The sequence below is a fragment of the Pseudohoeflea suaedae genome (assembly GCF_004354915.1).
GTDB lineage: Bacteria > Pseudomonadota > Alphaproteobacteria > Rhizobiales > Rhizobiaceae > Pseudohoeflea > Pseudohoeflea suaedae.
On the sequence record NZ_SMSI01000003.1, the window covers coordinates 333,029 to 353,587 of the forward strand.

Sequence of the window (20,559 nt, forward strand, 5' to 3'; positions counted from 1 at the left end):
CCGTGCAAGGCTAACATCACGGCGGGTTCAAAGGCTGCCGGTTGCGTTGTGTATGTCGCGGTGCCGCAGTTCTATTGAACCGATCGCACCAGGCGAGCTTCGTCCGGCCGATAGACATATTCGTGAAGAGTGCCATCCTTGATGCGGTCGACAATGTCCACAATTACGTCAAATGGCACAACGAACCACTCGCGCGGCTGAATCTTCAGCCCCAGACGGTCAGTGATTTTGACGTTCAGGCGGGCGGTCGCCAAAAAGCGATGCAGCAAGTTTTCCAGCGCAACGCGGTTGATGTCATAGAGCTTGAAGGTCTCTACAATCTCGACCGGCGCCATCAGAAAGGTCGGGTCTTTCGCGGCATTGACGATGCGCTTCTCGACGTCGCCGCCAGTCACGCCGATTTTGTGTAGAACGTTGTGCATTTCCGCGATCTCAGGACGTTCTGACAGGCTTCGGAGAACGTATATCGTCCCGGTTTCGCGCCCATCAATTTGCCCATCCTTGTTGAACAAAGGGCCTGCGTCCGGTTCGGTGATCCGGCGGCCTGCCGGATCCTGCGTCAGCGCCTTCTGCAATGATCGCGCCAGAAGATTGCTCTCGGTGCCGTTGTCGTAAATTACGCGCAGCCGCTTGTCGCGGTTGCCTGAGGCATTGGTGAATTCCTCGCCCTCTTCGGCGACATAGGCCGTGACACCGTCGAGAATGAAGAAGCGTCCCTGCTCGATTTCGGATTTACGCTCGAAACGCCGGGTCTGACGCTCACCATTGTCCAAGTCCGATTTCACCACTTTGAAGAGCTCTTCGAAATCCTCAAAGTTTTCGCAACGGGTTCGTTCAGCAATTTCTTCAGCAGCCTGAATTTCTGCAGCCGAACGAACGTAGCGTAGCGTTGTGATGTCGGTCTCGGCTTCCGACACTATGCCAAGCGCAGCAAGAATTTCGGCGTCTTCCAACTCTGCCGGCTCATTCTCGACGATCGCTGTATCGGATAGAAGTCCTTGGTGATCCATATCGGCGAGAAGCTTCACGCAGTCCGGTTGTGAGCGCAGTCTATCGAGGCGCACTGCATATATGCGCTCGAAGATATCATTTCCTTCGCCATGTTGCGGTGGGCGCCCATGTTGCTCGACGAACTTCTGGATGTCCTCAAAGCCAGCAATGATACGTGCATCGCGGGAGGAGATTGCCGACTTCCTCTCTTCCAGCGGCTCAAGATCGAGATCGGCAAGAATATCGAGATCGCTTCGTTCAGCCATTCGTGGCCGCCCTGTGTCGTATGAATTCAACACCTTCGGCCATCTGGCGCTCCCAAGCGTCGGTCGAGGTCAGTGAAGGACGTCGTCCCGTCTCCTTGTAAAAACGCACTGCGCGCTCGGCAAGAACGCGTGCTTCGTCGTAGGTGAGGCTGATCCGTTTCTTTGCGATGATCTCGGCTATTTGCCGCAACGTCGGTTCGTCCATGGCCTTCGAAAGGATTGAGCGGGCGGTCTGAAACGGATTGATGCTGTCAATCAAGTCGATTTCGAGTTCCCGGACTTCAAGCACGTAGCGACGCGCGCCATCGACAAAAGCAGTGTTGGACGGTGGCTCTTCTCCGGCCTCGTGTGCGGCCGTGTGCGCTTTCGCCTGTTGTGTCAGAGCGACCGCTGCGATTGCATGCTGCCGAACGGCCTCGCGATCTTCATCCGAGAGGTCGGGATAACGCTCGGCGATGATCTTTCCCATTCGCAGCTGTGTGAGTTCTTCAGCGGGCGTCTCCTCGTCAAAGACACCCCGCTCCACTGTGGTTCGGTCCTGCACGAAGGCGGTCAACACCTCGTTGATATCTTCCTGACAGATGCGCTTCGCCTCAGCGCTTTTCGGCTCGACAAGTCCGCCAATCTCGAAATGCAATTGACCGGTCGCTTCGTTGAAGCCAACATTCGTGCTGCCTTCCTGGTAGCCGCCCTCGCCATATTCAAAACCATCTTTGGCGCCGGCCGATTTCGGCGTGAATGTGAATTTCGGCGCGAGCACTTGTTCCATGAGCAAGCTGGCGGCGATGGCCTTCAGGGTGTCGTTGACCGCTTCGTTGACCGTTTCCTCCGAGGCGTCAGGTTCCGCGATCAGGTTCGTAAACCGCGCATTTGTCTTGCCCGGCGCGTCGCGTGTGGCGCGACCGATGATCTGCACCACTTCGGTCAGCGAACTGCGATATCCGATCGTCAACGCATGCTCGCACCAAATCCAGTCGAATCCCTCCTTCGCCATACCAAGCGCGATAATGATATCAACATGATCGCGGTCATCGGCATGCTTTGGATCCTTCAGTGCGCCGATGACGCGGTCGCGGCGAGCGCTGTCGTCATCGACGAGGTCCGCGATCTTCAAGACCTGCCCATCCGGCCGTTCCACGAGTTGAAAACCGGTTGCGTCATCGGCACCTTTCCAGGTGCCGAGCGTCTGCATGATGTCCTCCGCCTCCTTGATCTTGTCGCCCAGGCTCTCACGCGCGTTCACATTGGGAATGTGAACGATCGTTTTTTTTTCCGGGTCGAGGACTTCCGCGACAGCATCGATGTAGCGCCCCGAGTAGAGGTAATAGCCGATGTCGAGCGACTTCAGATAATCATAGCCGTTGAGCTGTTCGTAGTAGGTGTAGGTCACCTTTTCGAACCTCTCCTCGTCTTCCGGCAGCAGCACCGCCTCTGCATCACCGCGAAAATATGAACCGGTCATTGCAACGATATGCATACGGTCCCGTTCGATGAAAGCGCGTAGATGCGACCCGAGCTTATTGTCCGGATTGGCACTGACATGATGAAACTCGTCGATGGCAATCAGGCGGTCGTCGAATGCCGCGATACCGAGCTCATCAACGGCAAAACGGAATGTCGCATGCGTGCAGACCAGAACCTTTTCGTCCGACGCAAGAAACGCCCGAACGGCATCGACCTTGCCCTTGGCAACCTTCGGATCGTCAGCGCCTGGCGCATTGCACAGGTTCCATTGCGGAGCAACGGTCCAGTCGGCCCAGAAACCGTATTTTGAAAGCGGCGTATTCTTGAATGAAGCGCCGATAGAACGCTCCGGCACGACGATGAGCGCCTGTTTGAGGCCTTGGTTCTCTATCTTGTCGAGGGCGATGAACATCAGGGCGCGCGACTTGCCGGATGCCGGCGGCGATTTGATCAGGAGATATTGTTCGCCTCGCATGTTGTAGGCGCGCTCCTGCATGGCGCGCATGCCGAGCTCGTTCGACTTCTTGGATGCGCCTGTCGCGGCGTAGGCGACATTGACGGAGGGCGCGGATTTGACATGGTCGGTCAAGACGGCATCCTTCCGTCGCAGAGTTGCCTCAAATGGTCGGCGACGATCTCGGCACGCTTCTGCAGGAACGCATCATAGTCGCCCGCAACGAGCTCATCGAATGGTATGAGGTGGCTAGCCAGACGCTGCCTGACTTCCGGTTCGCCCAGGCTTGCGGCCTCGGCACGCTTTTCCACATATTCACGCGGTGTTCGTGCCGCAATCCTGCGGTTCGTCTTCCAACTTATTAACGCGCAGTTGAGAGCGCGATTGACCCGGTCGTCGCTCCTGTCTCCTCCGAGCACATCCACCGGATAGATGTGGTGATACTCGCGCTTCGCCAGATTGTCCGGGTGAGCCGGGGCGCCGTCTGCGAAGTCGTATCCTCCGGCGCGAAGCGATGCGGCTAAGATTGCGCGTGGCAATCGATCCTTTCGCGAGGGCCAACCGGCCAGGAGCAATTCACCTGGCTCGGGAAGCGGATAATAAGTTTCATCGAACAATTCGCATTGTGTGTCGCCAGCCTCGCCGTTCAGGATTTCTCTCAGTGTGCGAAAATCGGCGTAAGAACGGGTGGCCGACGTCTTTCCGTAGCGATCAGTGAAGCAACTGCGCCACAGAACCTTTCGCAAGATTGATCGTGCATTTCCTTCGGCATCAAAGCCATGTTCGGGGATATCCGCCCAGAGTGCGCAAATAAGATAGACCACGACATCGCTCGGCAGTGACTTCTCGTTGATGATCGCCTCGTTGCGCAGAAACGAGAGTCCGCGCCGAAAACCGCTTTTAATGCGAGGCCAGTTTCTACCGAGAGCTTCGCCAAAATCCTTCTCCAAGTAGGTTTTCTTGAGCGGCGGTTTCCCATCCAGCAAGGCAGCGACAGAAAGAATGATATCCTCGATCTTGCCGTATTCGCTCGCCGCCGGCACCTCGTCGATCAGCTCTTCCACGAGGGTATGAAGCGATTCCCCAGATGCCTCCTCGAGCTGCGCGACGACGATGTCGAAATCCTTCAATGGAGACGCCGAGGTGTTCATCTTGATGAAGACGTCCAGCGCCGTCTCGCGGCTAGTTTCGACACCGAGCGAGAGGAAGGGGATCACGTAGCTGGATAGCCTCTGACGGAGCTCGTATATGCGTCCCAGGCGTGGCGACGGGTCTTTCCCGGCTTCTTTGACCTTCGCAAGCCAGCTCTCGAGATTTCGTTCGCCGACTGCGCCCGGCCGCAAGCAGCGGATTGGAATGAGATCGCGTTCAAAAGTTTGTCCAGGATCGTCGCACCAGACGGGTTGCCGGACGTCCTTGCGAAACCATCGCTTTTCGCGATCGATCCGCGGAAGCTCGGGCGGAGTAACTCCAGCACTTGCATCCTCTTCTTCGTCGGATGGCCCGAGCGAAACGAAGAGTTGCAAATCTTCGTAGTCATCCGAAAGCGTGCGCCAAAGCGCGGTCATACGCTGCTGACCGTCAAGAAGGTGCATGGACGGTCTGCCCTTCGGTTCGGGCGCGCCGACGATCGGACGCGAGTGGAACGGCTCGTCGTTTCCGATTTCGAGCACAAGCAAGACGCCGACTGGGAGGGAAGGCTTGCGGAAGACGTTCTCGAACAATCCGATGATCTGGGCGTGTCGCCAGGCTTCGTGGCGCTGAAAGCGCGGCAACACGATCTGCCCTTGTTCGATCATGGAGAACCATTGCTCGACCGTCTTGCTGCGCGCTTCCATCAGTTTGCCCTCTCCTTCTTCGTGGTCATCTTCGTATACATTTCGAACAGCTTTTCGAGACGCTCCGTGTCGTTGCGGAAGCGGCGGCCGATATAGATGCGTTCGAGCGTTTCGTCGTTGCAGTCATGGGCGGCACGGAGGTCTGTAGGCATCATCTCCGGGTCGTAGAGCTCGGCGATGGTGGCGGGGAAATGCGCCTCGCGGGCGAGCAGGATGTCCGCGGCGCAGCGGGTGAGCCTGGCCTTGTCGGTCGCGGTGAGCTTCGGGACGGGGAAAGTGTTCCACCCTAGGGTGTTGGAATAGCGATAGTCCGTTTTCAGTTTGCCGCAAATGGTCGCAATCCAAGCCAGATGCAACTTGGAGACTATAATTGAGAAATTCCACAATGGCGCATCGTATGCGACTGAGGCAAGATTTGAAACTACAGTGTCGCCAGAAAAGTAGTTTGCCGGTAAATACTCCCGCCTTTCTGACGATACATTGGATACGGCTATGCAACTCCCTCCTGTGTGCGGGGAAAATACAAACCGATGTGGGGTCTCTGCGTTTTCGTTTGCTTGTTTTCCTCGGCTCTCCAATCTGAAGGCTCGAACGTTGCTGATCCGGTTACCAATTTCCGGATTAGCCGAGGCAACTGCGAGATCGTTATCTTTAATCCAAAGGCAATACCTATCTCCACCTTGCGTCAATTCGCGTGAGCCCACGAACCGTCGAAATAGCCGTTCCGTTTCGGGAAAAGAGCGAACTAGAGAACGCTTGTCCTCGCCATCGAGAATAAAGTTCCCGTTGTCTGTCGGTTTATTGCCTGACTGCATCTTTGCAATCGGTGAGAGCGGCGATGTTTGCTTGCGGACGATAACTCGCTCGCCGATGGTGAGATAAGGCGTTATCCCCAGTGCAGCCCGAACTTCACTGCCTTCAAAAAGAAGTTTCTGACGGGTGAGGTTGCCGATCCCGACGACGATACACGTGACGCCGGCATTGTTTGAGGCATTGTTCTTCCACAAGAAAGAAGTATGAGCGAAATCGATCTCTAACCCTAGTTTGAAAAGGATAGGCCAAAGCATTGCCACTTGCTCACCTTGGCATATTGAGTTTGTGGAAACGAAGGCGGCTACCCCAGATCGCCCTTTAAGGTATTCTGCCGCCCGCACAAACCACGAAGAAACATAGTCTAGATCTTTGTAAGTCTTAAGATATTTCTTAAAGATACTCTCCATATCAGCTTTTTGCGCTTGGCTTTGATTCACACTGCCTTGGTAAGGCGGGTTCCCACAAATATAGATCTCCCGCTCTTCGCTCCCGCCCTCCAAGTTCAGTCGCCCCGTCGGCCCGCCCAGATCCCGTTCCTCGGCCGAGACCGTCGCCGGCGGACAGACCTCCTCCCAGTCGATCCTTAGCGCATTGCCCTGCCGGATGTTCCCAGTCGCATGAAGCGGCAGGACCAGCGCGCGGGCCTCGGCCTGGCCGATAAAGCGCACGTCGCACTGGAACTCGGCGATCAGCAGCGAGAGACGCGCGATCTCGGCCGCGAAGCTCTTGATCTCGATCCCGAAGAACTGGGTAAGGGAGATGGCCGAGCGTGTCAGTGCCTCGCCCCGGCGGCGCATGATCTCATCCTCGATCTCGCGCATGCGAATGTAGGCGATGACGAGGAAATTCCCCGACCCGCAGGCCGGATCGAACACCCGGATGCGCGACAGGCGCTGGCGCAGGTTGAAGAGCATGCGCTTGTTGGTGCCAGCCTGCTCGAGTTGCTCACGCAGATCGTCGAGGAAAAGCGGGTCCAGCACCTTCTGGATATTCGGCACCGAGGTATAGTGCATTCCCAGCTCGCCACGCTCGTCCTCGTCAGCGACGGCTTGAATCATGGACCCGAAGATGTCCGGATTGATGGTCTTCCAGTCGAGTTCACCTGCGCGCAGCAGATAGGCACGGGACGTGCGCGAGAAGGTGGGGCAGCCGATGTCATCGGCGAAGAGGCCGCCATTCACATAGGGGAACCTGTCGGCCCAGGAGGGGAAGCCCGGGCGGGCTGCGCCATCTGGCGCCCGCGTGTTCATGGCGTCGAAGAGCCGCAGAAGAACGTCTCTGGTGTTCGAGCCATCAGCCTCGGTCATCGTTTGAACCGTAGAAGTGAAGAGGTCGTCGCCTTGGAAGATGCCCGTGTCCTCGGCGAAGAAGCAGAAAATCATGCGCGCCATGAAGCGGTTCAGGTCACCACGCTTGTCGGGGCTGCCCCAGTCGGCGTTGTCCTTCAAAAGCTGGACGTAGAGGCGATTGAGGCGAGAGGTCGCCTTGATATCGATCGGGTTGTTCTTGACCTCGGCGACGGTTGATATCCCGGCTAGTGGCAGGAAAAAGCCGAAATTGTTTCCGAGATCCCCGTAGCGGCAAGACAGGACCTCGCCGGAGCCGAGCTCCTCGGCCTCGAGCTGAGCGCCATCGGTTGCAAGGATGAACTTGGCCTTCTGGCGTTCCGTTTGCGGGCTGGCTTTGAGGCGAGCAAGTGTTTCGACTGTCTGACCAGGTTCCGCCACGGCGATATGAATATTGTTGCGCTGGAGGACGCCGCCGACGTCGGACTTGTTGGTATTGCCGGACCGGAGGCGCTTTATGGTTGCCTCCTTATTTCCGAAGGCGGCCAGGAAGCTGAAAGGAAACTCGGCGGCGTCGAACGGCTCTTGGGAGAGATCGGATACGGCTTCTTCGATCTCGACAGCGTTCATTCCCAGCCTCCCTTACTTTCGCGAACCACACTCGAACCGAATATCGGCTGCGCGCTTAAATGAAAAGTGGCACAGGATACGTTCTCTTTGACTCGAGGATCGGCCGTGGCTTGCTCCACCGTGCGAGACGCTGTCAGGGCTGCATCTTGACGTCCTCGCTCGTCTGGGAGGTTTGTAAGGGAAAAAACTCAATCGCTGCCTGCACTGGCAACTTACCGTCATTGAGCCGGCAAGACGCCGTCAATCGGCACTCCTGTTTCTCTCCCCTTCGTTTTCAATCGCTCGTGCACACCGTTCAGTGCTGGAGCGACCATGTAGCCGGTGGACAGGTCTCCGATCATCACCGATTGGTGGCGCGGAGCGATTTTCCAATGGAGCCCGATGAGCGCACAGATCACAGCGTCGAGCTTGTCTTGGTCTGCCTTTCTTGGCCGCTCCAGTTGCAGTTGCTCGTCGCACCAACTCTTCAAGTCATGCACATCCAGACGCGCGCCAAAATCCGTGACGAGGTTCACGACGCTCTTCCAATGAGAAATTTCGAACGTTTTCCGGCGCGCCGGGTTGTAGCGGGGGCCGCCAAGCCTAACGCAGTAGTCAGCATTGATCCCGGCCAAAGCCAGCGCCGGAAACACTTCCATCACGTATGTGCCATCCGTGGCGTGCCGCGCCTGTTCCGGGTTTTCGATTGCGGCCAGGTTTTCTTTGAACCTCCAAATTGGTGCGTCGTCGTCGAACATGCCCATCTTAGAGCGGTTCGCCGGCTGAACGCCTCCTCCAATCCATGAAATCAAGGATCCGGTTACGCGGTCCACCGGACGAAGACTGGTCACATTCGGGACAATGGTAGGCTGATCGATGCTGACCAGGCACATCCGCGAGATACTTCTTTCGCTGTCGATCGCGGTCAAAGCTTGAGCGAAAGATGCGAGCTCTGGCTCGCGAAATGAGACATCTCCCGCCTCGTTGCTGTGGATGACGCAGACAGCGCCTGGTGCCTCCGGCTTATCAGTCCATGCGGAATCGAAGCCGATCACCGAGAACGATTGTGTGGTCATCGTGAACGCTCTCCAAGCTGCTGCTGCACCTCGTGGAGGTCGCTTCACATGGTAATGGCAAGCAATCGAGCTTGAGATCAAGGATCGTCGGTGGCGAGTGCGGATTGGTCTATCGGCGAAAGACTGCCGCACGCCCGCCTCGGTTACTTGGAAGTTTCTGATACGCACTTGACGGTGCTGAGACGTAGCCTGACACGGGAGCAGCCGAGAAGCTTCGCCAGCTTGAAAGCAGAATCTGCATCTGCCAGGTTCCGACGAGGCTGCTGTCTCCCGGAACTTGTGTGCCGGCATTCCTTATACCGGACTCCAATTCAGATTCGCCGGAGAGGGTTGTAAATGCCTGCCGGTTCCCGGACCGGGAAGGGTTCGTCGAATTTCTTCGAAGCGTGTCACGCTTTCCAATTTTCTCTAATACTACATACTTCTAGGTGTTTAAAATACTTGGAAAGCGTGACACCAAAATTCTGTCACGCTTCCCATAGGCTTCCGGTTCCAGATACCCTGAACTATTCCCCGGCTCGGAATTCAACAGCTTCCGGCTGTTTGTGCATAGCGTGCAGCTTCTCAGCATTGAGCCTGGAGCGGCGACGACGTTGACGCTCCCTAGCCTTGGCACGCTTGTCATCTGCCCTCGGGTCTTCGCTTCCGGTTCGATTCATCACCTGCCTAAGGATTGCGTTGGATAGCCGAGTGCAGTCGTCGGCGAGACGACATTCGCTACATGGCGAACTGCTGTCGTCCTGCGCTCCAGGTATGCCGAGGCATGAGGGCCACTGATCCGTGCGGTGAGGGGCCGGAAGCGGTGGAGGCGGGAAGTGTGGGTTGTCCCATTCAAGGCGTGTCAAAGCCTGTTCGTAGATCTCATCGTTGATGACATCTTTGAACAGTTCCACCGGAAGCTGACGCTGGTCGCAGCAATAGCGCTGCATAGCTCGGTGGGGAGGCATCGACTGGGCTTTCACCTGGCGAATGACGAAGGACCTGTAATCGTCCTGTGCCGGCAGATTTTTATAGTTTTCGACGCGGAAAGAAGCATGTTCGACTGTGAAAAGGCCGTCTGCCAGATGTTCTTTGAACTGCTCATCTAGAAACTTTGCCCACAGTTCGGCGGCAGACCCGGGATGATGAAGTTGGTTTGGCTGAGGAAGGCGCTTGCGGTTGCGTTTAACCGCAAATTCAAAAGACGCTTGGATATAAAGGTCGTATGGAATGCCGAGCTCGTCCGCTCTCTGCCTCGCCATCCACATCTGCGTCCTCGCCCGCGGATCGTTTCGATAGGAAAGGGAATGTGCGCCGAACACGTGCTTGGCTTGATCACGATCGACCTCGGCGGCGAAGTGACGACGGAACACTGTCTGATAGGTTTCCAAAAACAATCGCGTGCAGGCTTGCGGCGAAAGGAAGCGGTAATCGAACCACTTCGTGGTCACCAGCTCACTCTCAAGCGCGAGCGTCTTCCTGTCGATCTTCTCTGCGGCCCAGGCGATGTCTTCCAGCCGCTTCTTGGTCCTGATGTCGGTTTCGGTCATGGGGGCTCCAAGTGATAAAGAGCCGCCCCACTCGATCAGATCGGTGGGTGGAAAGTCGTGGCGATGGGACGGCTACCGCTATTTATAGCAATCGCTTCAACGGGAAGCGGAGAAAGTCCGAAATTTTTTGATGAGATGAAGCAAGGCGGCTCTAATCCGGACTATTACTCCCCGGCCGGCGAACGATCGTAACAATCCGGGTGATCGGCACATCAGCCGGGCTCTTCGCTTCTCGCCAGGATCGCACGATGTCGCCCACAGTGCTGGCCTCCGCAGCTCGAGCTTCCTCGCGGGTGAGCCCATAGTCACGCATCCAGGTCTCGTAGAGGGTCATTTTGTGCCTGACATGGTTGGTGACGACGATGCCGACAGCTTTGCCGATGGTCGCGTCGACCCAAGGCCGCCGTCCCACTGCGTAGACGATCGCTTTCCGATTTCTTGGCGGACAGCCGGGGTAGTGCTTTTCCATGAATCTCCGGATCGTAGATCGCTTGAAACGCACTTCGGCCATCGAGCCGCCTCCATATTCGCCTGCCGATCTCACATTGTCCCGGCGAGTTAAGTCAGCGCTTAACTATTTGTTTTGATTCGTTTTTATGGTGCGTCTTTTTGCGTTTCGTGGCAATGTTTGAGGGGTCCGCCGTCCAGCCTTTCCCAGCGCGGACGCAGCCGTTCCTGGGCGGCTGGGAGGCAGGAAGTGCAGATCGACCCCGAACTCCGATTTCGCTAAAACCGGAATTCGCTATTTCCCGAAAATCGCATTTAGCGAATTACGTGCCCTGCTCGTCAGGCGCGGGTCCGAGTGATCGCTTGCCTGGCGGAGCGCTTCGAGCCAGTCGCGTTCGTTCTCTGTGACGACGGCTCCGAAGATACTATCGATCGCCGAGGCTGTTGTCGGGCTGTCGAGCTGCTCAAGCGCCATTCGGAAAAGAAGGGCCGGGTCGCACTCCAAGGCGGCAGCGAGAGCTGGCACTCGGTCGAGAGGTAGCTTGCTGCTCCCGTTCTTGATCATCGTCAGCATGTTGGCGGTGTTGAAGCCTGCTTCCTGCGCGATCTGCACCTGAAGCTTCCGATGCCGGAGTTCGAGCACGCGTTTCGTCACGAATGCAGCAAGGCGGGTGTTCTGGTAAGGCTTGATGGCCAATGTCGTCTCCATAGCAAAACTGCAGCGCGCTTGCTGCTAAGTGATCTATAGCGACGAGACGACGGGGATTATCGGAGGGACGTTGGGAAGTGAAGCAGCCTGCTTCGGCACATCGGGTGTATGCAGCAGGTCGACCAGCTCAGTGGGATATCCGTGAGAGCATCCCGCGTCAGGTTCATTGAACCTTCAGGGAACTATGCCGACACGGTCTAAGTCTTTGAAAGGATGGTGGGCGTGACAGGGATTGAACCTGTGACCCCTACGATGTCAACGTAGTGCTCTCCCGCTGAGCTACACGCCCATCCGATGCGGCGCATACACCATAATCGCGGTGCCGCGTCAACACGTAATTGAGGGGAAATATCATCGCTTCGCGGCAAGCCGGCGAAACGCCCCTCAAACCCGGGCTCAGGCGGCCGCGAGCATCTTGTTGACCTCGTTGACGAGGTCGCGGAGGTGGAAGGGCTTGGACAGAACCTTGGCGTCCGCCGGTGCCTTCGAATCGGGGTTGAGGGCCACGGCCGCGAAGCCGGTGATGAACATCACCTTGAGGTCCGGGTCGAGCTCGGTGGCGCGGCGCGCCAGCTCGATACCGTCCATCTCGGGCATGACGATGTCGGTCAGAAGCAGAGTGAACGGCTCTTCGCGCAGCCGGTCATAGGCCGAGGCGCCGTTGTCGAAGGAGCGCACGTCGTAGCCGGCCTTTTCCAGTGCCTTGACCAGAAACCGGCGCATGTCGTTGTCATCTTCCGCGAGAAGGATTTTCGGTAGCATCCCGTCGAGACCCTTGATTCTTCTGATTATGCATTTGATGCGAAACCGTGCATGAATCTGGTAAACATACGGTGAATTACCGACCAGAGAGAATTAACGGCCTGCGAACCATCGTCACCCTAGCACAGGCCGGAGCGGGCTGGACAGTCACTGGACAGTGATCATCCCAACTGGCAACATAACAGGGTAAATGAAGCGGCTTCAGCAGGTGCCGAATGAAAGACGTCGAGGCCACGGTCCCATCCAGCCCTTGCGGCCACCCCTATTACGAGGTGATCCGTCCGGCGCGCCAGACCGAGCCCTTCGTGTTCAATTCGCCGCATTCCGGCCGGCTCTATAGCGATGATTTCCTCGCCGCCACCCGGCTCGACCGCAAGGGGATACGGCGCTCCGAGGACCATTATGTCGATCAGCTCTACGCGCCGGTGACCGCTCTGGGCGCGCCGATGCTGAAGGCTCACTTTCCGCGCGCCTGGCTCGACGTCAACCGCGAGCCCTACGAGCTCGATCCGCGGATGTTCGATTCGCCGCTTCCCGCGCACGCCAATATCGGTTCGCTGCGCGTGGCCGGCGGACTGGGCACCATCCCGCGTCTGGTTGCGGAAAATACCGAGATCTACCGTGGGCGGCTGTCGGTCGCCGAAGGGCTCGCGCGGATCGAGCGGATCTACAGGCCCTATCACGCCTGCCTGCGGCGCCTGATTGCCCAGACCCATGTGAAATTCGGGATCGCGGTCCTGATCGACTGTCATTCGATGCCGTCGGGACTGAAGGCTGCCGGGTCGAGTGTCCGGCCCGATTTCATCGTCGGCGACCGCTACGGTTCGAGCGCCGCGCATGATCTGTCACGCGCCGCGGTCGGCATCCTGTCGGGTCTGGGCTATGAGGTGGCGCGCAACAAGCCCTATGCGGGCGGCTTCATCACCGAACATTACGGGCGGCCCGCGCGCGGCCTGCACGCCCTGCAGATCGAGATCAATCGCGGCCTCTATATCGACGAGAAGACCCTGGAGCCGACGCGCGGCTATCAGCAACTCCAGGGCGATCTCGCGCATTTCGCGGCAGAGATGATGGAATTCGTGCGCGACGAGATGGGCGACAACCTGCTTGCGGCCGAGTGAACCGGTCGACACTTAGGTAAAGCAAGGTTCTAATTTCTCGAAACTCCATCGCCTTGAACAAGTGCAAAAAAAACCGCGCTCGGGAGCGCGGTCAAGTCTAGGGAGGAAACGCCCAAGGAGGGCATTCACAGTCAAAGACTGTATCTGTACTTTAGTTGTGCGCCGCACAATAGTCAAACGGTTTTGCAAATTTTTTCCGCAGAACGAAGGTGTTGCCTTACGAATGGGCAGGGCTTTCGGGGGCGTAAGCCTTGACGCGAGGGTCCTGGCAATTTACCGCCTCGCACATTCAAGCCGGAGACCGGACCCTTGCTGCCAGACCTCGATTTTCTCGACGAACTCGCCGAAGCCTCGGCGCGCGAAACGCTTCCGCGATTCCGCATGGGGATAGATGTCGACAACAAATTGGCCGGTGATTTCGATCCGGTGACCGAAGCCGACCGGGCCGCCGAACGGGCGATCCGCGCGCTGATCAATGCGCGTTACCCCGATCACGGCATTCTGGGCGAGGAATACGGTGCGGAGGGCACCGACCGGGAATTCGTCTGGGTGATCGATCCGGTCGACGGCACGCGAGCCTTCATCTCCGGGCTTCCGGTCTGGGGCACCTTGGTGGGGCTCTACCGGAACGGACGTGCGGTGATGGGCTTGATGGACCAGCCCTATATCGGAGATCGCTATGTCGGCGGGCCGGATGGAGCGTTTTCACGCTTTCGGGGCGGTGACCGCAAGCCGATTGCCACGCGCAAGTCGGTGGCGCTTGAAGCCGCGACCATGATGACAACATCGCCATGGCTCTATGGCGAGGCCGATTTTCCGGCTCTCCGTGCGCTCGAAGCCGCCACGAAGCTGTCGCGCTATGGCTGCGATTGCTATGCTTTCGCGATGCTGGCTGCCGGCCATATCGATATCTGTGTGGAATCCGGCCTGCAGGCCTACGACATTGCAGGGCTGATTGCGCCGATCGAACAGGCGGGCGGGATCGTGACCGACTGGCGTGGCGGCAGGCCCGAACAGGGCGGCAATGTGATTGCCTGCGGCTCGCGCGAACTTCACGCCGAGGCGCTGGACCTGATCAACCGCCCGCGCTGACCGTCTCGCGCCCGATTTCCGTTTCGGCTTCGTCCGAGGCTCGCCTGAGCAAGCGCTCAAGCGGCGGTTCCTCGTCGGGCAACAGAAACGCATCGATGGCGGCAAGCGTCTGGATCCGGTAGCGGTCGGCCTCTTGCAGAAGTTCGTGGCGCGCGCCGTCGATGGTCAGCATATGACCTGCGCGAAAGCGGTTGGCGACAGTTTCTATGGCGCGCTGGCTGACGATGGTGTCGGCGCCTGCGGCGATCAGCAAGGTCGGCACCTGTATGCGGTCGAGATGGCGCACGCGACCGACCGTCCTGATGGCCGAGAGCATGGCCGCGATCCAGCGCGCTGTCGGCGGGCCGACGCGCAGGTCCGGCCAGGCTTCATAGATCTTCTGGTTGCGGCGGAAGCGGGCGGCGTCCGAGGTCAGCACATTGCCTTCGAAGGGGCGCGGAAAGGCGTCGCGCTCGAAGGTGACCCAGCCGAGCCCGAGGATGGTGAGCATCCGGCACATGAAATGGATGACGCCGACGCCGACGCGCTGGTTCGACAGTTCGAGGAAGGGCGCCAGACAGATCAGCCGGTCGATGCGGTTGGCGAGTGTGGGCGCGGCGGAGAGAGCGATCAGGCCGCCCATGGAATGGGCGACCATCAGGAAGGGCAGGCGGGTCTCCGGCAGTACGATGGTTTCGAGGAAGATCGACAGGTCGTCCTCGAAGTCGGAAAAGCGATTCACATGACCCCGCAGCGGCCTCTTCAGCAGCCGGTCGGAGCCACCCTGGCCGCGCCAGTCGAACGTGGCGACCCAGAAGCCGAGGCCGGTGAAATGCCGGATCGTCTCGAAATATTTCTCGATATATTCGTTGCGGCCGTGAAGCAGCACGATGGTGCCCTTGGCGATCCGCGTCTCCGACTTGAAGACGGCATAGCGCAGCCTGCGCTTGTCCCGGGTCTCGAAATAGCCGACCACATGGTTCTCCGGCACCGGGTTGTCCGGTGTCGCGTGAAGGGTCGGCGCGGCCTCTTTCGCGTCGTCTGCGGGCTGATCTTTCGTGGCGGGTTCCATGGACAGATCGATATTCGCTCGGGTGGCGCAGGTCAAAGAAAAAGACGCCTCAAGCCTTGCGGTCATTCGTGCGGAACGGCGGTTTCACGGGGCGTCTCACGGCTCCGATTTTTACCTCTTGAACCGCCGATTTCGAATTCCCACATGATTTTTGCAGGCGCCAGAACGGGTCTGCGGGTTCGAGGTGCCGCCGAAGATCGGGGCGCCGGACGAGCCGAACGTGAAAACCAAGTCGCTTCAAGGAGGACCATGATGCGTCACGTCGATTTTGCACCCCTTTATCGTTCCACCGTCGGTTTCGACCGGCTTGCAAACATGCTCGACAGCCTGGCCCAGCCGGACCAGTCGCAGTCCTATCCGCCCTATAATATCGAGCGGACGGGCGAGAATACCTACCGGATCACCATGGCGGTTGCCGGTTTCGAGGAAAGCGAGATTTCCATCGAAACCCGCGAGCACACGCTCACCGTCAAGGGCGAGAAGGCCGACGAGAAGGAAAATGGCGATGCCGAATTCCTGTACCGCGGTATTGCCAAGCGCGCCTTCGAGCGCCGCTTCCAGCTCGCCGAGCATGTGGAAGCCAATGGCGCCTCGCTGAGGAACGGCCTGCTTCACATCGATCTCAAGCGCGAGATCCCGGAAGCCATGAAGCCGCGGAAGATCGCGATCACTTCGGAAGCCTCCAAGGCCAAGCAGATCGAGGCCACTGCCGCCTGACGCCAGTGTGAAAGCCGCCTGAGCGGATCAACGACCTCCATCGAAGGGGCGTCCGGGCAGCCGGGCGTCCTTTTTCGTTTCCGTACTAGGCGGTTTGCGGGTGTGCAGATGTGCGTAGCGGCAGGCGGCTTGCCAGCAGTCCGTCAATCGAGACAAGTCCCGCGCCCTTGAGGGTGAGATAGGCGAGAGGCATCAGCCACAGAAGTCGCTGGTCGAGAATGAGCGCATCCGGGAAACGGTCGAACAGCGCCCCGACAGTCTCCGGCTCCACCATGTGGACCATGATGTCCACCAGGGTCTGAACGGCGATGAAGACCATCATGCCGAGCGCCGCCATGCGGGTGAACAATCCGGCGACGACGAGCAGGGGCAGAATGAATTCCGCATAGGTGCCGAGGGTGACGATCAGTCCCCAGGGGAAGAGGGCCACCTGATCGATGTCGCCACCGGCGGCTTCCACGGCGGGCAGGGCGATCTGGTAGTAGGCGCCAGGCGCGATCATGAAGAAGCCGAGAAAACCCTCGCCGACCTTGGTGAAAGCCGAATTGAGAAAATAGGCCCAGAGCACCGCAGCAAAGATGAAGCGTGCGAACAGGCCCAGAAACCAGCCGTTCGTCAATCTTTCGAGTGTGCCGAAGACGGTGTTGTGCAAACTCAGGACCCGGCGTGCGATGGGGGGCATGATCATTCTCCTCCGGTTGTGGTTTGGGCAGTCGAGAGCGCGGTGAAGGCGCCCGATTCAATGAGCGCGGCAATCGCGGCCGCGAGGTCGAAATGCCCGTCTGCCTCGGTCGCGCGTCCGGCGGCTGCTCCAAGTGGCTCGCCGTGGAGAAGCGAGCGGAAAAATGTGCCGCCAGCGCGATCCAGAGCGCGGAGCTCGACAGCGGCGTCGGGCCGCGTGACGAGGGCGGTCTCCGGGGTGTCGGGCTTGATGCCGGCAAGAGAGGCGCCTGCACGCGAGCGCATCGTGATCGCAACGATCGCATGGTCGCTTTCAACGATCCGCGTTGCCGGGTGGGCGGTAAAAACCAGCTCGCCAAGCTGCGCCGGTTCGATCGCCGCCAGGGCGTCGAAGCCGAGCGGAACGGCATCTGCCGCGTGAAACGCATCCAGCCAGGCCCGCTCGAGCCGCGCCACGTCGGGCAGGTAGGCATATTTCCTGAGCGGGTCCAGCCCGGCAATGAAGTCCGGGAAATCGCGACCATACTCGAACAGAAGGGGGGAGCCGGGCGGGAAGGCTCTCACGAATTTTCCAGCGATATGGCCGAAATTGTTCCGGCCCACGAGCGTCCTGATTGCCGGGAAGATATCGCCGAGTGCATTGACCAGGCTGACGACGACATTGTTGCGGTAGACCGCGAAACGTTTCTCCGCCTTCTTGCCGCGCGGGCCGGTCACACCCACCGGCAGCGGGATATCCGGGTCCAGCAGGGCGGAACCGAAAGCCCAATTGATGTCGGTCTGGGGCGCGGAAACCATCATTCTCACTCCGCCGCGTGGCGCCGGCCGAGCCAGGCGCTCGCGTCGTGGCGCGAGAGGATCTCGTTGGCCAGATGGGCCTCGCGCCGCAGCACCGGCCATTCCGGCACGTCATTGTCCCATTCGACCAGTGTCGGCAGCGGTCCGGCCTGGGCTATCACCACTTCGTAGAGCTGCCAGACTTCCTCGCAGACCGGGCGGTCATGGGCGTCGATCAGCAGCCTGTCGCCCTCGTCGTCGGTGTCCTCGGCGTGGCCGGCGAGATGAATTTCCTCGACCAGCTCGAGCGGAAAATCCTTGAGATAGGACATCGGCTTCCAGCCGTGGTTGACCGCGGAGACAAGGACATTGTTGACGTCGAGAAGCAGGCCGCAACCGGCGCGGCGGGCAATCTCGGCAATGAAGTCGGTCTCGCTCATGGTCGACTGTTCGAACGCGACATAGGTCGAGGGATTTTCGAGCAGGATCGCGCGGCCGAGGCGGGTCTGAACCTGATCGATGTGTTCGACGACCCTGTCGAGCGTCTGCCTGTTATAGGGCAGCGGCAGAAGGTCGTTGTAATAGTGATCGGTATGGGTGGACCAGGCGAGATGCTCGGAGATCATTGCCGGCTCGTAGCGCTCGACGACGCGGGCGAGGCGCTCGAGATGGGCGGGGGCGAGGCCGCGTTCCGCACCGATCGACAGGCCGACGCCATGGACGGACAGCGCAAAGCGTTCGCGGATTGCCGCCAGCGCACGATGGGCGGGGCCGCCGTCGCCCATGTAGTTCTCGGCGTGGACTTCCAGAAAGCCGATGCGGAAATCATCCGCCAGGATGGCATCCACATGCTCGGGCTTGAGGCCCGCCCCCGCACGTGGCGGGAGCGGCAGGTTCGGGAAGCGCGATGCAGCCGCCGGCAATTGCCGCATGGTCGAAGGGGAGTGTTCGCTCATTGTCTGGTCTCCTCGCGCTGTTTCGGTGTCCGGTCCGTCCGGCAGGGGCCGATCAGGCCGGGACGTCGCGGGTGAGCGGCTCGAGCGAGCCCATGCGGCCGTCGGGCAGTTCCATCGAGGCGCAGGTGCCTTCCTCGACATACTTCCAGGCGTTGCCCTGGTAATCGACCTTCGAGGTGCCGGCGCAGGTGGTGCCGGGGCCGGCCGCGCAGTCGTTCTTGCCCGCCATGGAGACGCCGTAGCACTTTTCCTTGCCGGCAGCGCTTGCGCCGGATGTCGATGCGACGAGCGTCGTGCCGGAAAGGGCCATGGCAACCGCGCCAGCCAGTGCCGATGCGCCGATAAATGTTTTCTGGGTCATGCTGTTCTCCTGTTTTGCTGAGTGCCGCACCGCGTGGCCGGCTGAGGAGAACCTGAAGAAAACTGCAGTAAAGTGGAAATCAACGAGGCGTTATTGCCTGTCAACTTGCGGTGAGGGGGGAGACAGCTTGCAATAACGCCGGTGTGAGAAAGGAGTGAGCGACGCCCACTCCTTTATATTGGAGTAATATTTGAATGCCGGGGAAATCCGGCCAATCAGCCGAGCAGATCGGCAAATCGGTCGATATCGGTCTCGCTGGTGGCGAAGCTGGTGACGAGGCGGATCAGCGTCTCGTCCGGGGCGGGGCCATTCTCCATGCCTTTTGGGACAGGCCAGTCATAAAAGCGTGCGCCCTTTTCCTGCGCTGCGGCGGCGGTGGTGGCCTTGAGAATTGCAAAGACCTCGTTTGTCTGGCCATTCCAAGCAAGCCGTGCCTTCGATGAGGCGGCGATCGCCTCGCGCAGGCGGCTCGCCATGGCGTTGGAATGGCCCGCGAGTTCGAGCCAGAGGCCGTTTTCGAGATAGGCGGCGAACTGGGCGGCGATGAAGCGGCTCTTGGAGAAGAGATGGGCACCACGCTTGCGGATGAAGGGAACCTGCCGGGCCATTTCCGGATCGAAGAAGACCAGGGCCTCCGCACACCAGCAGCCGTTCTTGGTGCCGCCGAAGGAGACGATGTCGACGCCGCGATCGACGGTCATCTTCGCCGGTGTCGAGTTGAGTGCGACCATGGCGTTGGCAAAACGCGCACCGTCCATGTGCAGCGGCAGGTTCTTTTCCTTCGCCACCGCAGAAATCGCCTCGATCTCGTCGTGGCTGTAAACGGTTCCGATCTCGGTTGCCTGTGTGATGGTGACGGCAGCCGGCTGGCCGTGATGGACGAATTGTGCCGGGTAGCGCGCGATCTGGGCGCGCAGCGCCTCCGGTGACATCTTGCCGGCCGGCCCGTCGACGGGGGCGAGGCGCAGTTGGGAAAAGAATTCGGGCGCGCCGCACTCGTCCTCGATCACATGCGCCTGGTTGTGGCAGAAGGCCACGCCGCCTGGCTTTGCGACGCTTGCAAGGCCGATCGAATTGGCGGCGGTTCCCGTGCCGACGAAGAAGACCGCGACCTCCCGTTCGAAGATCTGGTTGAAGGTCGCCTCCACCTGGCGATCGAGATCGCCGGTGCCGTAGGCCGCCGAGAACCCGGTTGCGTGCCGGGTCAGGGCTTCGGATATGGCCGGGTGGGCGCCGGCCCAGTTGTCGGACGTGAAGATCATGAAATGCTCCGGAATGCAGTGCGGTCGCGCTCGGTTCGTGGTCGCGCCATAGCTAGGGCCAGGAGCCGAGCCTGTAAATGCGAAATCACCGGTCGGGATGGGCGCCTGAGAGGGCGCAAGCGGGCGAACGGAATAAAGTGGCGATTAGTCAACAGGCTTGCGCAATATTATTACCCGGCTGCCGTTTTGGGCGCCATAATGCTGCGGCAAGGGCCCTAAAATTCGTCAGGACGTCTTGCATGGGGTCACGCATTCTGCCATAGAGTAAATAGGACAGCCTTCCTGTCCTAATTTGCCT

18 protein-coding genes and 1 tRNA gene are annotated in these 20,559 nt (G+C 59.4%); 3 read left to right on the top strand and 16 right to left on the bottom strand.

All coding sequences use genetic code 11. The features are described 5' to 3' along the window. Nucleotides 1-71: 71 nt before the first annotated feature. The 10 genes from E2A64_RS15210 to cpdR1 all read right to left on the bottom strand — a co-directional run bounded on the left by E2A64_RS15210 (nt 72) and on the right by cpdR1 (nt 12,243). Entirely contained in the window at nt 72-1,256 is a 1,185-nt protein-coding gene (locus tag E2A64_RS15210) for a GIY-YIG nuclease family protein (protein ID WP_133285345.1), read from the bottom strand. Next, complete coding sequence (locus E2A64_RS15215) at nt 1,249-3,309, bottom strand: DEAD/DEAH box helicase (RefSeq protein ID WP_133285346.1); 2,061 nt, start codon at nt 3,307-3,309, stop codon at nt 1,249-1,251. Before E2A64_RS15215 ends, E2A64_RS15210 begins: the two co-directional genes overlap by 8 nt. After that, entirely contained in the window at nt 3,306-5,012 is a 1,707-nt protein-coding gene (locus E2A64_RS15220; RefSeq protein WP_133285347.1) for a DUF262 domain-containing protein, read from the bottom strand. Before E2A64_RS15220 ends, E2A64_RS15215 begins: the two co-directional genes overlap by 4 nt. After that, on the bottom strand, nt 5,012-7,741 hold the full coding sequence (locus E2A64_RS15225; RefSeq protein ID WP_133285348.1) for a class I SAM-dependent DNA methyltransferase: 2,730 nt from the start codon (nt 7,739-7,741) through the stop codon (nt 5,012-5,014). The genes E2A64_RS15220 and E2A64_RS15225 overlap by 1 nt, the downstream gene beginning before the upstream one ends. 218 nt (nt 7,742-7,959) lie before the next feature. Continuing rightward, a complete protein-coding gene (locus tag E2A64_RS15230; RefSeq protein ID WP_133285349.1) occupies nt 7,960-8,796 on the bottom strand; it encodes a DUF429 domain-containing protein in 837 nt (278 codons plus the stop codon). Between the two features lie 506 nt (nt 8,797-9,302). After that, the gene (locus tag E2A64_RS15235) at nt 9,303-10,325 is read right to left on the bottom strand and encodes a hypothetical protein (protein ID WP_133285350.1); all 1,023 of its coding nucleotides are present in this window, start codon (nt 10,323-10,325) and stop codon (nt 9,303-9,305) included. A gap of 151 nt (nt 10,326-10,476) precedes the next feature. Continuing rightward, complete coding sequence (locus tag E2A64_RS15240; RefSeq protein ID WP_133285351.1) at nt 10,477-10,836, bottom strand: DUF2293 domain-containing protein; 360 nt, start codon at nt 10,834-10,836, stop codon at nt 10,477-10,479. 231 nt (nt 10,837-11,067) lie between these two features. Then, complete coding sequence (locus E2A64_RS15245) at nt 11,068-11,469, bottom strand: helix-turn-helix domain-containing protein (protein WP_133285352.1); 402 nt, start codon at nt 11,467-11,469, stop codon at nt 11,068-11,070. A 226-nt stretch (nt 11,470-11,695) separates the two neighbouring features. Beyond that, nucleotides 11,696-11,770, bottom strand: a tRNA-Val gene (locus E2A64_RS15250). Nucleotides 11,771-11,877: 107 nt separating this feature from the next. After that, nucleotides 11,878-12,243 (bottom strand): response regulator CpdR1, encoded by a 366-nt coding sequence (gene cpdR1 / locus E2A64_RS15255; RefSeq protein ID WP_133285353.1) that lies wholly within the window; start codon nt 12,241-12,243, stop codon nt 11,878-11,880. Between the two features lie 215 nt (nt 12,244-12,458). On the opposite strand from cpdR1, the gene E2A64_RS15260 reads away from it, so the two are divergent. Together E2A64_RS15260 and hisN are read left to right on the top strand one after the other, a co-directional pair. After that, entirely contained in the window at nt 12,459-13,364 is a 906-nt protein-coding gene (locus E2A64_RS15260; protein WP_133285354.1) for an N-formylglutamate amidohydrolase, read from the top strand. Between the two features lie 309 nt (nt 13,365-13,673). Continuing rightward, nucleotides 13,674-14,456, top strand: coding sequence for a histidinol-phosphatase (gene hisN, locus E2A64_RS15265; RefSeq protein ID WP_133285355.1), 783 nt, complete (start codon nt 13,674-13,676; stop codon nt 14,454-14,456). Here the strand turns inward: hisN and E2A64_RS15270 are convergent. Continuing rightward, nucleotides 14,440-15,507 (bottom strand): alpha/beta fold hydrolase, encoded by a 1,068-nt coding sequence (locus E2A64_RS15270; protein WP_133285356.1) that lies wholly within the window; start codon nt 15,505-15,507, stop codon nt 14,440-14,442. The genes hisN and E2A64_RS15270 overlap by 17 nt on opposite strands. A 252-nt stretch (nt 15,508-15,759) precedes the next feature. On the opposite strand from E2A64_RS15270, the gene E2A64_RS15275 reads away from it, so the two are divergent. After that, nucleotides 15,760-16,224 (top strand): Hsp20 family protein, encoded by a 465-nt coding sequence (locus E2A64_RS15275; protein WP_133285357.1) that lies wholly within the window; start codon nt 15,760-15,762, stop codon nt 16,222-16,224. Between the two features lie 85 nt (nt 16,225-16,309). On the opposite strand, the gene E2A64_RS15280 is transcribed toward E2A64_RS15275, so the two are convergent. The 5 genes from E2A64_RS15280 to E2A64_RS15300 all read right to left on the bottom strand — a co-directional run bounded on the left by E2A64_RS15280 (nt 16,310) and on the right by E2A64_RS15300 (nt 20,261). Further along, nucleotides 16,310-16,906, bottom strand: a complete 597-nt coding sequence (locus tag E2A64_RS15280; RefSeq protein ID WP_133285358.1) for a DoxX family protein — start codon at nt 16,904-16,906, stop codon at nt 16,310-16,312. A 2-nt stretch (nt 16,907-16,908) separates the two neighbouring features. Then, on the bottom strand, nt 16,909-17,703 hold the full coding sequence (locus tag E2A64_RS15285) for an HvfC/BufC N-terminal domain-containing protein (protein WP_244598315.1): 795 nt from the start codon (nt 17,701-17,703) through the stop codon (nt 16,909-16,911). Nucleotides 17,704-17,708: 5 nt separating this feature from the next. Next, a complete protein-coding gene (gene bufB, locus E2A64_RS15290; protein ID WP_244598316.1) occupies nt 17,709-18,638 on the bottom strand; it encodes an MNIO family bufferin maturase in 930 nt (309 codons plus the stop codon). 52 nt (nt 18,639-18,690) lie between these two features. Beyond that, a complete protein-coding gene (locus tag E2A64_RS15295) occupies nt 18,691-18,999 on the bottom strand; it encodes a BufA1 family periplasmic bufferin-type metallophore (RefSeq protein WP_133285360.1) in 309 nt (102 codons plus the stop codon). A 215-nt stretch (nt 19,000-19,214) separates the two neighbouring features. Then, on the bottom strand, nt 19,215-20,261 hold the full coding sequence (locus E2A64_RS15300; protein WP_133285361.1) for a threonine aldolase family protein: 1,047 nt from the start codon (nt 20,259-20,261) through the stop codon (nt 19,215-19,217). Nucleotides 20,262-20,559: the final 298 nt, after the last annotated feature.